Origin of the sequence: Pontibacillus sp. HN14, from assembly GCF_021129245.1 — a bacterium.
Classification (GTDB): Bacteria; Bacillota; Bacilli; order Bacillales; family BH030062; genus Pontibacillus.
In genome coordinates, this window is record NZ_JAJOLR010000001.1 from 652,331 (window position 1) to 667,255 (window position 14,925).

12 protein-coding genes are annotated in these 14,925 nt (G+C 40.4%); all 12 read left to right on the top strand.

From position 1 onward, the window contains the following. The first annotated feature begins 1 nt into the window (after window position 1). The 12 genes from LQ226_RS03305 (at window position 2) to mutS (ending at window position 14,903) form a co-directional block, all read left to right on the top strand. Window positions 2-1,252, top strand: coding sequence for a competence/damage-inducible protein A (locus LQ226_RS03305; RefSeq protein ID WP_231416410.1), 1,251 nt, complete (start codon window positions 2-4; stop codon window positions 1,250-1,252). Between the two features lie 165 nt (window positions 1,253-1,417). After that, window positions 1,418-2,455 carry a recombinase RecA gene (recA, locus tag LQ226_RS03310; protein ID WP_284526986.1) on the top strand — a complete coding sequence of 346 codons (1,038 nt, stop codon included), beginning with the start codon at window positions 1,418-1,420 and terminating at the stop codon, window positions 2,453-2,455. A 358-nt stretch (window positions 2,456-2,813) separates the two neighbouring features. After that, window positions 2,814-4,376 (top strand): ribonuclease Y, encoded by a 1,563-nt coding sequence (gene rny / locus LQ226_RS03315; RefSeq protein ID WP_231416411.1) that lies wholly within the window; start codon window positions 2,814-2,816, stop codon window positions 4,374-4,376. A gap of 132 nt (window positions 4,377-4,508) precedes the next feature. Further along, window positions 4,509-5,306, top strand: a complete 798-nt coding sequence (locus tag LQ226_RS03320; RefSeq protein WP_231416412.1) for a TIGR00282 family metallophosphoesterase — start codon at window positions 4,509-4,511, stop codon at window positions 5,304-5,306. Window positions 5,307-5,414: 108 nt separating this feature from the next. After that, entirely contained in the window at window positions 5,415-5,675 is a 261-nt protein-coding gene (gene spoVS / locus LQ226_RS03325) for a stage V sporulation protein SpoVS (RefSeq protein WP_036778868.1), read from the top strand. A gap of 190 nt (window positions 5,676-5,865) precedes the next feature. Further along, entirely contained in the window at window positions 5,866-6,795 is a 930-nt protein-coding gene (locus tag LQ226_RS03330) for a dipeptidase (RefSeq protein ID WP_231416413.1), read from the top strand. A 163-nt stretch (window positions 6,796-6,958) separates the two neighbouring features. Then, window positions 6,959-7,999 (top strand): L-threonine 3-dehydrogenase, encoded by a 1,041-nt coding sequence (gene tdh / locus LQ226_RS03335; RefSeq protein WP_231416414.1) that lies wholly within the window; start codon window positions 6,959-6,961, stop codon window positions 7,997-7,999. A gap of 21 nt (window positions 8,000-8,020) precedes the next feature. Then, entirely contained in the window at window positions 8,021-9,196 is a 1,176-nt protein-coding gene (locus LQ226_RS03340) for a glycine C-acetyltransferase (protein ID WP_231416415.1), read from the top strand. 159 nt (window positions 9,197-9,355) lie between these two features. Further along, window positions 9,356-10,915, top strand: coding sequence for a tRNA (N6-isopentenyl adenosine(37)-C2)-methylthiotransferase MiaB (gene miaB, locus LQ226_RS03345; protein WP_231416416.1), 1,560 nt, complete (start codon window positions 9,356-9,358; stop codon window positions 10,913-10,915). Next, window positions 10,916-11,344, top strand: coding sequence for a YlbF/YmcA family competence regulator (locus tag LQ226_RS03350; RefSeq protein ID WP_231416417.1), 429 nt, complete (start codon window positions 10,916-10,918; stop codon window positions 11,342-11,344). Window positions 11,345-11,560: 216 nt separating this feature from the next. Continuing rightward, window positions 11,561-12,121 (top strand): outer spore coat protein CotE, encoded by a 561-nt coding sequence (cotE, locus tag LQ226_RS03355; RefSeq protein WP_036778884.1) that lies wholly within the window; start codon window positions 11,561-11,563, stop codon window positions 12,119-12,121. Window positions 12,122-12,302: 181 nt separating this feature from the next. Beyond that, window positions 12,303-14,903 carry a DNA mismatch repair protein MutS gene (gene mutS / locus LQ226_RS03360; protein ID WP_231416418.1) on the top strand — a complete coding sequence of 867 codons (2,601 nt, stop codon included), beginning with the start codon at window positions 12,303-12,305 and terminating at the stop codon, window positions 14,901-14,903. Window positions 14,904-14,925: the final 22 nt, after the last annotated feature.

Sequence of the window (14,925 nt, forward strand, 5' to 3'; positions counted from 1 at the left end):
TATGACACAACTCGTAAAAGGTGAGATTATTGCAGTTGGAACAGAGTTGCTTTTGGGTCAAATTGTAAATTCCAATGCTCAATGGGTTTCTCAAGAATTAGCAAACAGAGGGGTTGGAGTATTTTATCATACAGTTGTAGGAGATAATTTGAACAGGCTCCAATCTCAGTTTAAAGAGTCGGCAGAACGTTCTGATCTTGTTATCATTACGGGAGGATTAGGCCCTACTGATGATGATCTAACTCGCGAAGCAGCCGCTAAAGTCATGGGAAAAGAAATTGTGCAGGATGATGAAGCATTAGCTTCAATCGAATCTTACTATGCTCGAAATAATCAGCAAATGACGCCGAATAATAAGCGTCAGGCGCGTATTATCGAAGGTGGGGTTCTTCTAAGTAATCGTGTAGGTATGGCGCCAGGCTTCGCCGTTCAAGATGGTGATACATTATGGGTGTTTCTCCCGGGCGTGCCCCGAGAAATGAAAGCGATCCTACAAGATGATGGATTTAAGTATATAGAGAAGCATTTTTCCATTAATCAAACCATCAAATCTCGCATGTTACGTTTTATCGGAATTGGAGAATCTCAGCTCGAACATGATTTAAAAGACTTAATAGATGGACAAACCAACCCTACAATCGCCCCTTTAGCCAGTGCTGGAGAGGTAGGACTTCGTCTTACAGCGAGAGCAGATGACGAGCAAGTTGCAGTATCTCTTATTGAAAAAGCTGAACGAGAAATTAAAGAACGCGTCGGCGAGTACTTTTATGGAACAGATGATGACAGTATTCAAAGCAAAGTTATGGAGTTACTTAAAGAAAATAATTTATCAATAAGTGCTGCTGAGAGTTTAACTGGTGGTCGATTCGTTGATAATATCGTTTCATTTGAAGGGGCTTCTTCCATATGTAAGGGTGGAATTGTGGCCTATTCCAATGAAGCGAAAGAAAATGTATTAGATATCCCAAGCCTTGTTCTAGAAGAATACGGGGCAGTATCGGAAGCGTGCGCCTTGTCTATGGCTGTAAATATTACAGAAAAACTTCGTTCTGATATCGGGATTAGTTTTACAGGTGTAGCTGGTCCAACAGCTTCAGAAGGGAAAGAAGTCGGAACGGTTTATATTGGTATTTATGTTGATGACAACCAACCGATTGTTAAATGTTTTCACTTTAATGGTGATCGTGATATGATAAGACACCGTAGTGTGAAAAAAGGATTTGAACTTTTATATTATTTATTAAAATCGTAATTTCTCTTGTGCGGTATTTGGGAAAATAGACATTTGAAGAGGGAATAGTTAAATTTCAAACAAGAACACCTTCATAAAAATAGGGAACATTTATTCGCATTTTTGTTGGCAAATGATCGAAAACGCGTTATGATAGGAGTAGTTAATTCGTAAGGGGGAAACAAAGTGAGCGATCGTAAACAAGCGTTAGATATGGCTCTTCGTCAAATAGAAAAACAATTCGGTAAGGGTTCCATTATGAAATTGGGCGAACAAGCCGAAATGAAAATAAATACAGTACCAAGTGGTTCTCTAGCACTGGATGTGGCTCTTGGGGTAGGTGGCTATCCTCGCGGCCGTATTGTAGAAGTGTATGGACCAGAATCCTCTGGTAAAACAACAGTAGCCCTTCATGCCATAGCTGAGGCACAGCGTCAAGGTGGACAAGCTGCTTTCATCGACGCTGAACATGCGCTTGATCCGGTTTATGCACGTGCCTTAGGTGTCGATATCGAGAATCTGTTGCTATCTCAACCTGACACCGGGGAACAAGCACTTGAAATTGCGGAAGCACTAGTTCGAAGTGGAGCAATTGATATCATCGTTATTGACTCAGTAGCAGCCTTAGTTCCTAAAGCTGAAATTGAAGGCGAAATGGGAGACTCTCACGTAGGTCTTCAAGCTCGTCTTATGTCCCAAGCTCTTCGTAAACTTGGCGGTGCGATTAACAAGTCGAAAACAACAGCTATGTTTATTAACCAAATCCGTGAGAAAGTAGGGGTTATGTTTGGTAACCCTGAAACAACTCCAGGTGGTCGTGCTCTTAAGTTCTATTCATCAGTACGATTAGAGGTGCGCCGAGCTGAAACGTTGAAACAAGGAAATGAAATGGTCGGAAACAAAACGAAGATTAAAGTCGTGAAGAACAAAGTAGCTCCTCCGTTCAGGCAAGCTGAAGTAGATATCATGTATGGTGAAGGAATTTCTAAGGAAGGCGAGCTTATCGATATTGGTACTGATCTTGATATAATTACTAAAAGTGGTTCATGGTATTCTTATAACGATGAACGAATGGGTCAAGGTCGTGAAAATGCAAAAGCTTACCTAAAAGAAAATCCAGACCGTTATAATGAAATTAACACTAAGATTCGTCAGCACTATGATATGTATGATGATCCAGAAGGTGCTGAAGAAACCAAAAATCAAGATACGCTAGATGTGTAATAAATAGATCGTCAAGAAAAATCCTGCATTTTTGCAGGATTTTTTCCTACATAATGCCATAGTTTCTTATAAGCGTCTCTTTAGAAGGTGTGTAATGAGGAGGGCTGATCCCTACTTTTTCTCTATTACGTGAGTGAATATGTTAGAGAATGAATGAAATAGAGGGAGAAATTGGACGCTTCCTTGACAATACACGTAGTCAAGCTTAAAATTAATATGTATAATTTTCATTTTTCTTAACTTTATACGAAATGTTTTGAATCTTTAAAAACGAAAATGAAAATGAAAATGAAACAAACATGTACATGCCGACAAACATGTATGGTAAAAAGTGAAAAAGCAAGAGGAGGTGAATGGTATGGATAACGTAACTACAATCATCCTCATTTTGCTTTTCGTCATCATCGCTTATGTTGTTGGTTATTGGGTTCGGAAGTCCATTGCGGAAGCGAAGATTTCTAGTGCTGAAGATTTGGCGAAGCAAATTGTAGAAGAAGGTCATCGAAATGCAGATGCAGCCAAGAAGGAAGCCCTTCTTGAAGCGAAAGAAGAGAATCACCAACTTCGTCAAGAAGCCGAAAAAGAAATTCGCGAAAGACGTACAGAGCTTCAGAAGCAAGAAAGCCGTTTGATGCAAAAGGAAGAGAATCTGGATCGGAAAAGTGAAACGCTTGATAAGCGTGAACTAACCTTAGAGAAGAAAGAAGAATCATTAACTGAAAAACAACAACAAATTGAAGAAACGGAAAGCAAAGTGGATGACATGAAAAAGCAGCAACAAACTGAGCTTGAGCGCATTTCAGGATACACTACCGATCAAGCGAAGCAGGTTATATTAGAACGTGTGGAACAGGAAGTTGCTCATGAATCAGCACTTATGATTAAAGAAGCAGAAAACCGTGCTAAAGAAGAAGCGGACAAGAAAGCGAAGAATATCCTTTCACTTGCTCTTCAACGTTGTGCTGCTGACCACGTTGCTGAAACAACGGTCTCCGTTGTAAACTTACCGAACGATGAAATGAAAGGCCGGATTATAGGTCGTGAAGGGCGTAATATCCGTACTCTTGAAACACTCACGGGAATTGATCTTATAATTGATGATACCCCAGAAGCTGTAATTCTTTCTGGATTTGATCCAGTTAGAAGAGAAATTGCGCGTAATGCGCTTGAGAAACTAGTTCAAGATGGACGAATTCACCCAGCACGAATCGAAGAAATGGTCGAAAAATCACGTCGAGAAGTTGATGAGTTTATCCGTGAAGTTGGTGAACAGACTACGTTTGAAGTAGGCGTTCACGGATTACACCCAGACCTTGTGAAAATATTAGGCCGTTTGAAATATCGTACAAGTTACGGTCAAAATGTATTGAAACACTCTACAGAGGTTGCTTACTTATCTGGACTGTTAGCTGCGGAGCTAGGAGAAGATGAAACGTTAGCTCGACGTGCAGGATTGCTACATGATATTGGTAAGGCGATTGACCATGAAGTAGAAGGTAGTCACGTTGAAATTGGTGTAGAATTAGCGAAGAAATATAATGAAAATGATACCGTCATTAATGCGATTGCTTCACACCACGGAGACGAAGAGCCTACGTCTGTTATTTCTGTCCTTGTAGCAGCAGCGGATGCTCTGTCTGCCGCTCGTCCTGGAGCACGTAGTGAAACACTCGAGAACTATATTAAACGCTTAGAGAAGCTTGAAGAGATTTCTGAGTCCTATGACGGGGTAGAGAAATCCTTTGCCATTCAAGCTGGACGAGAAGTTCGTATTATGGTGAAACCAGAAGAGATTGATGATCTAAAATCTGTTCAACTTGCCAGAGATATTCGTAACCGTATAGAAGGTGAGTTGGATTATCCAGGTCATATAAAAGTAACCGTTGTTCGTGAAACAAGAGCAGTTGAATATGCTAAATAATAAAGCGGCCCTCAGGGTCGCTTTATTTTATGGATAAACCTATGTATAATACTAAAAACAGCCACACAGTTAGTTGAAGGATATTGAAGACTGTGTACTACTGAAACAAATGAAACAAGAGAGGGACTAAACATGAAAATATTATTCGTTGGAGATGTAGTGGGCTCACCGGGCCGTCAGATGGTAGAAGATTACTTACCTAAATTAAAAAACGCTTATCAGCCGCATTTTACCATTATCAATGGAGAGAATGCCGCTTCAGGTAAGGGAATTAATCATAAAATTTATCAGAAGTTTATTGAGCTTGGCGCTCAGGCCGTTACGCTAGGTAATCACGCTTGGGATAAAAAAGAAATTTTTGATTTTATTGATGATGCGGATAAGATGATCCGCCCTGCTAATTTCCCAGAGGGCACCCCTGGTGATGGCATCATGTATGTAAAAGATAACGGAGTAGAGTTAGCTATTATCAACTTGCAAGGTAGAACATTCATGCCACCGCTAGATGATCCATTTAAGAAAGCGGATGAACTAGTTAAAGAGGCTAAGAAACGAACAAATCTAATTTTTGTAGATTTCCATGCTGAAGCGACTTCAGAAAAGCAAGCGCTCGCCTGGTATTTGAATGGGCGAGTGAGCGCAGTTGTAGGAACTCATACGCACGTACAAACGGCAGACGATCGTATTCTATCAGATGGAACAGCTTATATCACAGACGTGGGGATGACCGGGCCTTATGATGAAATACTAGGAACAGAAAAAGAAGCGGTAATAAAGAAATTTCTTACAAATTTACCAGTACGTTTCGAAGTTCCAAAAACGGGAAGAACACAATTAAGTGCATTCCTTGTTGATGTGGATGCCTCCTCCGGTAAGGCGCGTAAAGTTGAACGAATTCTAATTAACGATGATCATCCATTTTTTAACTGATTATTTGAATTTTTAGAAAAATTCGTTCATAATAGGAGGGAATAACTTTTCAACTCCATGAATATAGTAGAAATGGAAGAATCTTAGGTTACGAAGGAGGAACTAGTAGTGGAAATATTAAAAGTTTCAGCAAAATCGAACCCTAATTCTGTAGCAGGTGCACTTGCGAACGTGCTAAGAGAACGCGGCTCAGCAGAAATTCAGGCTATCGGCGCTGGTGCTCTAAATCAGGCCGTGAAAGCGGTAGCAATCGCTCGAGGATTCGTGGCTCCGAGTGGTGTTGATCTGATTTGTATCCCTGCCTTTACGGATATTATGATTGACGAGGAAGAACGTACGGCTATTAAACTTATAGTTGAGCCAAGATAACTCAATAAGGGTGTCCCCTATCTTTTTTTGGGACACCCCTTTTATATGCTTGAAACCATTTTCCTACTAGTAATTAAATAGGGCTCGCTTAGGAATACTTCTAGATCAATCTGCAGATTGTATCAGGATTCTCTTAAGAGAGCCCTATTTTTATTTTGTCTCGTTTATAAAGACAACAAGGAGGACCAACATGATTATTGATGCTCATTGTGATGTGTTATGGAAGTTGTGGGAGAACCCTGAACGCTCTTTCTTCAATAGTTCTGATTTACAAGTAAACTTTGAAAAATGGATGAGGTCACCTGTTAAAGTTCAGTGTTTTGCGATATTCGTCCCAGAAACGGTTGCAGGTGCTGCGCAGTTTGATGTGGCTTTAGAAATGGTTCAGTTGTTTAAAGAACGAATCATTGATCCTTATAAAGAGATTGTGTGGGTGAAAAACCAAGAAGATATCTTATCACTAGCACCGAATGAAAGGGGTGCGGTTTTAACGCTTGAAGGGTGTCATCCTATTAGTGATCAGATCAGTCGCTTGAAAACCTTAATTCAATTAGGGGTAAGAGCAGTGGGATTAACGTGGAATCAAGGCAATGCTGTAGCTGACGGAGTAGGTGAGTCTAGAGGTGCAGGTCTAACTGATTTCGGGAAGGAAGTTGTTTATTATTTAAATCAGGAGAGAATTTGGACCGATGTATCCCATGTTTCTTATAAGGGTTTTTGGGATGCGATACAACTTGCGGAGTATCCAATGGCTAGCCACTCTAACGCATATGCTGTTGCTCCCCATCCGAGAAACCTGGATGATGCACAATTGAGGGCGCTTATTGAGAAGAGGGCTTTTATTGGTGTAACCTACGTGACAGAGTTTTTAAATTTGTCTCTTGAAGCGTTTCGGAAAGATGTGGTTCGTCACATGAAACATATCATCAACCTCGGCGGTGAAAATTCATTAGGGTTTGGATCTGATTTTGATGGTACTGATAAAGTGGTTACAGGTCTTGAAGATTATACAGATTATGAATCATTCATATCGCAAATGGTTACCACCCATTTTAAGGGGGAGACAGTGAAAAAGGTATGTTATGAGAATTTTATTCGAACTTTTCCGAGGAAGATATAAGGCTGAAATCGTTGATTTAAAAACATTTTCATTGAAAGCGTTTTCTTATCGTGTGCATTTGTCCGTTTCATGTGAACACCAAAATAAAATATGCTAGATTAATATCTTGAATTGTGATATTAATAGTATTATAAGGAGTTTTTAGAGGGGGTTAGTGTTCGTCATGAATGGAAAAATGAAAGCGATTATGAAACACAAGAGAGAACCAGGAGCGGAATTAACAGAAGTTGACATCCCGGAAGTCGGAGACTTGGACGTTTTGATTAAAGTGAAGGCAACATCGATTTGTGGGACAGATGTCCATATTTACAATTGGGATGAATGGTCAGAAAGTCGAGTAAAGCCACCCTATGTATTTGGGCACGAGTTTGCAGGAGAAGTAGTCGAAGTTGGAGAAAAAGTAACGAAAGTCCAGGTTGGTGACTATGTAAGTGCAGAGACGCATATTGTCTGTCATCAGTGTCCACAATGTTTAACAGGACAATTTCATATTTGTGAAAACACAAAAATTATTGGAGTCGATACACAAGGCTGTTTTGCTGAGTACGTCGCCTTACCTGAAGAGAACATGTGGAAGAACCCGGTGGATATGCCTGTCGATATGGCATCTATACAAGAACCGATGGGGAATGCAGTACATACGGTTTTAAATGGTGATGTGGCTGGTAAAACGATCGCGATTATTGGATGTGGGCCGATTGGACTTATGGCTGTAGGCGTGGCGAAGGCTGCAGGAGCCTCCCTTGTATTAGCCTTTGATGTAAATCCTTATCGTTTAGAGCTGGCTGAAAAGATGGGGGCAAGCGTTACTGTTCATTCAGGGAAAGAAGACCCCGTTAAGAAAGCTAAAGACCTCACAGATGGACATGGAGTAGATGTTGTTTGTGAAATGAGCGGTCACCCTGTCGCAATGGACCAGGGGTTCAAAATGGTTACGAATGGCGGGAGAGTTTCGATTCTCAGTCTTCCGGTAAAACCAGTACATATTGACATTACAAATGATGTGGTCTTTAAAGGGATACATGTACAAGGAATTACAGGACGGAAGATGTTTGAAACATGGCAACAAGTTTCTCGCTTATTGCAATCAGAACAAGTAGATGTAAGTCCTATACTTACTCACCACTTACCGATTGAAGAATTCGAGAAGGGCTTTGAATTAATGAATGAGGGTAAATGCGGTAAAGTTGTACTGCATCCATAAACTTTAGGAGGGTTTCGCTATATGAAGGGATTTGAATATTTACAAAACGAATTAGAAGAAATGAAAGATCAAGGGACATTCAGAGAACTAATCCCTCTGGAATCTGCTCAAGGTTCACGAGTTATGATTAAAGGGAAAGATGTCATCCAACTTTCCTCGAACAATTATCTTGGATTAACGTCACATCCAAGACTTAAAGAAGCTGCAGAAGAAGCTGTTAGAGATTATGGTGTTGGAACTGGATCCGTTCGAACCATTGCAGGGACACTTTCTATGCACGAAGAGTACGAGCGGAAGTTAGCTAAGTTTAAACATACGGAAGCAGCTCTAGTATTTCAATCTGGATTTACAACCAACCAGGGAGTTTTATCTTCTATGCTAAATGAGGAAGATGTTGTAATTTCAGATGAACTGAATCATGCTTCTATCATTGATGGAATTCGCTTAACAAAAGCAGCCAGAAAAATCTATAAGCACGTGGACATGCAATCACTTGAAGACAAGTTGAAGGAGTCAAGTGATTATCGCACCCGCCTTGTGGTAACAGATGGTGTTTTTTCAATGGATGGAAACATTGCTCCTTTACCTGAAATTGTAGAACTTGCTGAGAAGTATAATGCCCTTATCATGGTGGACGACGCTCATGCTAGTGGGGTACTTGGTGAAAATGGACGAGGAACGGTTAACCATTTTGGTCTTGATGGTCGTGTTCATATTCAGGTGGGAACACTAAGTAAAGCCATTGGTGTCCTGGGAGGGTATGTAGCCACTTCTCAGACCTTAAAAGAGTATCTAATTCATAAAGGACGTCCTTTCTTGTTTAGTACATCTCATCCACCTGCTGTAACAGCGGCGTGTGATGCAGCAATCGATGTTTTGCTTGAGGAACCTCAATTGATCGAGAAACTTTGGGATAACACAAAATTCTTTAAAGATGGTTTGAAGGAAATGGGTTTTGATACGGGCATTAGTGAAACACCAGTTACACCTGTCATGATCGGGGATGATGCGCTAACCCATAAGTTCTCTGATGAGTTATTTAATGAAGGCGTGTTTGCTCAAGGGATTGTTTTCCCGACTGTACCTAAAGGCAAAGGGCGTATCCGCACTATTGTGACTGCGGAGCATTCAAAAGAAGAGCTTCAAGAAGCGCTGGATGCTTTTGGACGTGCTGGGAAGACACTTGGCCTTTTGTAAGCCATGACCGAACCATTCGCTGTTGATAATGCTCTTCCTTTAACGGGGAAGGGCTTTTCTTCATTCATTTCTACATATGTTCACGAAATTTTCTTTTATTTTAAGGTCAGAGACTGATATAATATTACAATTAGAGACAGTGTGAAAGGAGTTCTCTGAATGAATGAACAACAACGCAAAGAAATGGGTTCCATTCAACAGCCTGAACAGGACAAGACTGCTAAGGATAAACCTTTAAAAGAGAAGACTACAGAAGATTTTGCTAAATATTTTGAAACCACCTATCAACCACCATCTTTGAAAAGCGCTAAGAAACGTGGGAAAGAAGATGTGAGTGTCCATTATGATTTCGAAATCCCAGAAGACCTTAAAGGTTTGGGGAACGGCAAAAAATTTCTCATTCGAACTTATGGTTGCCAAATGAATGAACATGATACAGAAGTGATGGCTGGTATACTTACGGATATGGGCTATGAATCTACAAGCGATCAAAAAGAAGCGGATATTATTTTACTTAATACATGTGCGATTCGTGAAAATGCTGAAAATAAGGTGTTTGGTGAGATCGGGCACTTGAAATCCTTGAAGCGAGAGAAACCAGACTTGCTTTTAGGGGTATGTGGGTGCATGTCGCAAGAGGAATCCGTGGTTAACCGTATTTTACAAAAGCATCAATTTATAGATTTAATATTCGGTACACATAATATTCATCGCCTTCCTTACCTGGTGAAAGAAGCACTCTTTGGAAAAGAGATGGTTGTTGAGGTATGGTCTAAAGAAGGGGACATTGTAGAAAACCTGCCTCGGGAGCGTAAAGGAAACATAAAAGCTTGGGTCAATATTATGTATGGGTGTGATAAGTTCTGTACATACTGTATTGTTCCTTATACACGAGGGAAGGAACGTAGTCGTCTACCTGAAGATATTATTCAGGAAGTTCGCCAACTGGCTGCCCAGGGTTATAAAGAAGTCACTTTGCTCGGCCAAAACGTAAACGCGTATGGAAAAGATTTTGAGGATATGACTTATGGTCTTGGTGACTTAATGAATGAGATTCATAAGATTGATATTCCTCGTGTACGCTTTACGACTTCTCACCCTCGTGACTTTGATGATCGATTAATCGAAGTATTAGCTCAAGGGGGGAACTTGCTTGATCACATTCACTTACCTGTTCAATCAGGAAGTTCTGATGTCTTAAAGATTATGGCACGTAAGTATACGCGGGAGCGTTACCTTGAACTAGTAGATAAGATTCGTACAGCGATGCCGAATGCAACGTTAACGACAGATATTATCGTAGGTTTTCCAAATGAAACGGAAGAGCAATTCCAGGAAACCTTAACCCTTGTCGAAGAAGTTGGGTTTGAGGGGGCCTATACGTTTATTTATTCTCCACGTGAAGGTACGCCTGCTGCGAAAATGCAGGACAATGTCCCTATGGAAGTCAAGAAAGAGCGCTTACAGCGATTGAATGCAGTCATTAATCATCAATCCGCTCAAGCCATGAAGAAATATGAAGATGAAATTGTCCATGTTCTAGTGGAAGGGGAAAGTAAAAATAACCCTGATGTACTAGCTGGACATACTGATAAAAATAAGCTCGTTAATTTCCGTGGTCCTAAATCCATAATTGGTCAGATTGTGCCTGTAAGGGTAACGAAAGCCAAGACTTGGTCATTGGACGGAGAAATGATCGAAGCAGTAGAGGTGAAATAATTGGCAACTTATACACGAAGTGAAGTCATCCAACAAGCGAAAGCATTAGCTCATCAAATAGTAGAAACCCCAGAGATTTCGCGTTTTAAGGAAGTAGAAGCGAAATTAAATGAAAATAAAAAGGTTCAGGAACACATTAACCGTATCAAGTCGCTTCAAAAGCAAGCGGTGAACTTTCAATACTATGAAAAAACAGAAGCTCAAAAGAAAGTAGAAAAAGAAATTGATCGCCTACAAGCTGAACTGGATGCAATTCCTGTTGTAGAAGAATTCAAACAAACACAAACATCTGTTAATGATTTCTTGCAGAGTGTGACAAATACGATTGCTAACGAAGTGACCAATCAAATCATCCGTGATACTGGTGGGGATTTGTTAGAAGGTACTACAGGTTCCGCTGCTAAATCAGGTGGGTCTTGTGATCACTAAACAATAAAGGAAAGAGAGTGCTCTCAAATGAAGAGCGCTCTTTTTTTTTGGCTCTAAAAAACTTTTCGTACATTTTTCTAGGCTCATGCATAGAATGAAGTAGGAACTAAAGTTTCAAACTGCCATGATTATTGATTTATCTTTATGATCTGTGCACTTCGGGCGAATGTCTCGCATAGTATGTGAATGAACAAAGAAGGAGGAGGTTGGGCTCTCATGTCGTTATTTGATCAGGAGTATCGTGAGATTATTACAAAAGCGGTATGTGGTAAGGGTAGAAAGTTTATCCAAGATACAAATACTGTAACACCATCTCATCGCCCAACAAGCATTCTAGGATGCTGGGTAATCAACCACATTTATAATGCAAAGAAAAAGGGCGATTACGTTGAGGTTTCTGGTAGTTACGAAATCAATGTATGGTATTCGTACAGCGATAATACAAAGACAGAAGTCGTTACAGAAAAAGTACATTACTGCGATAAGGTTCCGTTATCTATCAAAGATGAGAACTGTTTGGACTGTGACTTTGAAGTTATAGCCCGTGTCGTGCAACAGCCAAATTGTTTAGAAGCGCGCATAGCGCACCAAGGACATAAGATTATCGTAGATGTGGAAAGAGAATTCATTGTGGAAGTAATTGGCGAGACAAAGATTTGTGTCAAAGTCGACCCGGATGGGTGTGTATGTGATGAAGATGACTGGGGATATGATGTCTCAAGTGATGACTTCTCACATGTGAATCCAGACTTTCTCGCACAAGATGAGGAAGAGTAGCTCCACACAAAGACCTGACAAATGTCAGGTCTTTTTTGCTATAAAGGATGAAAGGGTGTCAGACACACTTTCATCCTTTATAGTGATAGAGTGTTAGGTTTCCAATAGGATTTGGTCGTTCTATTGGTGGTTGATGTGCTATAATATGTTGTAATTGAATTTAGTTCGTGGAGGATTCTTTATGGCAAAGCAAACACCAATGATGCAGCAATATTTGCAAATTAAGGCACAGTATAAAGATGCCTTTTTATTTTTCCGTTTAGGTGATTTTTATGAATTATTTAATGAAGATGCAACCAAAGCCGCTCAGGAATTAGAGATCACACTCACAAGTCGTGATGGAGGAAATATTCCGATGTGCGGAGTACCTTACCATTCTTCTGCTAATTATATTAAAACGTTAATTGAAAAAGGATATAAAGTCGCGATCTGTGAGCAGGTGGAAGACCCTAAAACAGCCAAAGGCGTCGTGAAAAGAGAAGTTGTACAACTTGTTACGCCTGGTACCGTTATGGAAGGGGCAATGCTCTCTGAAGATGAGAACAACTATTTAGCCTCTATAACCCCATTTAATAACAACACTTTTGTTGTAGCCTATAATGACTTAACAACAGGCGAGAATAGCATCGCATTACTTGAAGATGGGTTTGATGGCGTGCTTAGTGAACTCTTTAACCGTCCTGTTAAAGAAATTATCATTCCGCCTCATTTTGAAGAGGGACAACAAAAAGCATTGCAAGACCGTCTTGGTGTAACCATCTCAATACAAGAGAGAACCATGATTCCGGAAAGTTTTCAACCTCTTGTTGAAAACTTACAAGATGACCGCCTTGTAACTGGATTTGGCCAGTTGTTTAACTATATACAAGACACCCAGAAACGATCCTTAGACCACTTGAAACCCGTCTATCAAATCCAATTGAAAGAATACATGACGCTTGATATGTATTCCAAACGAAACCTTGAGCTTATGGAAACCATTCGTAAGCAAGGAAAGAAAGGTAGTCTCCTTTGGGTGCTTGATAAAACAGTGACATCTATGGGAGCCCGTATGCTAAAGAAATGGGTTGAGCGCCCTCTTCTTCAGAAGGAGAGCATTGAGGAACGTTATAATCAGGTGGAAGGATTCATGGAACAGTTCTTTGAAAGAGAAACTCTTCGAGAATCTTTAAAGTCTGTATATGATTTAGAACGACTTGCCGGTAGAGTAGCATATGGAAATGTAAATGCACGTGATCTAGTCCAGCTTAAACACTCTATAGGACGTGTCCCTGAAATTAAGGCCTTGCTTTCTTCTTTTGAAAAACAGGAACTAAAAGCCCTTGCTGAACAATTGGAGCCCCTTGATGAAGTGCATGATCTTTTAGAAAAAAGCATTATGGATGCGCCTCCTATTACTGTTAAAGAAGGAGGTCTCATTAAAGATGGGTACAACAATCAGTTAGATGAGTACCGGGATGCAGCAAGGAACGGGAAGCAATGGATTGCTGAACTGGAGCGAAAAGAGCGTCAAGAAACGGGCATCAGTAAGCTGAAGATTGGCTATAACCGAGTGTTTGGGTATTACATTGAGGTAACAAAAGCTAATATTCATCTTCTTCCTGAAGGGAGATATGAAAGAAAGCAGACACTCGCTAATGCTGAAAGGTATATCACACCAGAGTTGAAAGAAAAAGAAACGCTTATACTAGAAGCACAGGAAAAAAGTGTAGAACTTGAGTATGATCTGTTTATTGAGGTTCGCGACCAGGTTAAGGCGTTTATTCGTCCACTTCAAAAGCTAGCCGAACAAATTAGTGCGATTGATGTTCTTCAAGGGTTTGCGACAGTGAGTGAGGAGTATCAATACACAAGACCAACTCTTGTAGAGGACAGAGAAGTTTCAATTGAAAAAGGTCGCCACCCGGTGGTTGAGAAAGTTATGCAAAACGATACGTTTGTACCAAATAATGTAGAAATGCCTGAAGATACAGACATACTACTGATCACTGGACCTAATATGAGTGGTAAGAGCACCTATATGCGCCAATTAGCGCTAACGGCTATTATGGCTCAAATTGGTTGCTTCGTGCCATGTGAAGCTGCTAAACTGCCGATCTTTGATCAAATTTTTACTAGAATTGGCGCAGCAGATGACCTTGTCTCAGGCCAAAGTACTTTCATGGTCGAAATGTTAGAAGCTAAACATGCTTTAACACGCGCTACAAACAAAAGCTTGATTTTGCTTGATGAAATAGGAAGAGGGACAAGCACTTATGATGGAATGGCTTTAGCGCAGGCAATTGTGGAGCATATTCATCATAACATCCATGCTAAAACCATGTTTTCAACTCACTATCACGAATTGACAGCCCTTGAAGATCCATTGAACCATTTAAAAAATGTCCATGTAAGAGCAGAAGAATACGAAGGTCGGGTCGTGTTCCTCCACCAGATTCAAGACGGGGCTGCTGATCAAAGTTATGGTATTCATGTAGCTCAGCTTGCGGAATTGCCAGATGGTTTGATCGATCGCGCGAATCAAATCCTTGCTCAATTAGAGGGCGGTTCAAATGCGGAATCGTCAACTGTCTCAAATAAAGAAATCGTAGATGAACCAGACGAGCAATTATCTTTATTTAAAGAAGAACCAGTCTCTGTCCAAGAGAAGAAGCGACAGCCTGAAAGAACTTCTGTTCAAGATGAAGTGTTAAAACAGTTATCAGAACTAGATCTGTTAGAGTTGAACCCGATTGAAGCAATGAATCATCTTTACACATTGCAAAAGCAATTGAAGAGGTAGGAAAGGGGGAGCGAAAGTGGCG

Coding starts and splice junctions, on each gene's coding strand:
- LQ226_RS03305 (WP_231416410.1), top strand. CDS start 2: ATGACACAACTCGTAAAAGGTGAGATTATTGCAGTTGGAACAGAGTTG.
- rny (WP_231416411.1), top strand. CDS start 2,814: ATGGATAACGTAACTACAATCATCCTCATTTTGCTTTTCGTCATCATC.
- LQ226_RS03320 (WP_231416412.1), top strand. CDS start 4,509: ATGAAAATATTATTCGTTGGAGATGTAGTGGGCTCACCGGGCCGTCAG.
- LQ226_RS03330 (WP_231416413.1), top strand. CDS start 5,866: ATGATTATTGATGCTCATTGTGATGTGTTATGGAAGTTGTGGGAGAAC.
- tdh (WP_231416414.1), top strand. CDS start 6,959: ATGAATGGAAAAATGAAAGCGATTATGAAACACAAGAGAGAACCAGGA.
- LQ226_RS03340 (WP_231416415.1), top strand. CDS start 8,021: ATGAAGGGATTTGAATATTTACAAAACGAATTAGAAGAAATGAAAGAT.
- miaB (WP_231416416.1), top strand. CDS start 9,356: ATGAATGAACAACAACGCAAAGAAATGGGTTCCATTCAACAGCCTGAA.
- cotE (WP_036778884.1), top strand. CDS start 11,561: ATGTCGTTATTTGATCAGGAGTATCGTGAGATTATTACAAAAGCGGTA.
- mutS (WP_231416418.1), top strand. CDS start 12,303: ATGGCAAAGCAAACACCAATGATGCAGCAATATTTGCAAATTAAGGCA.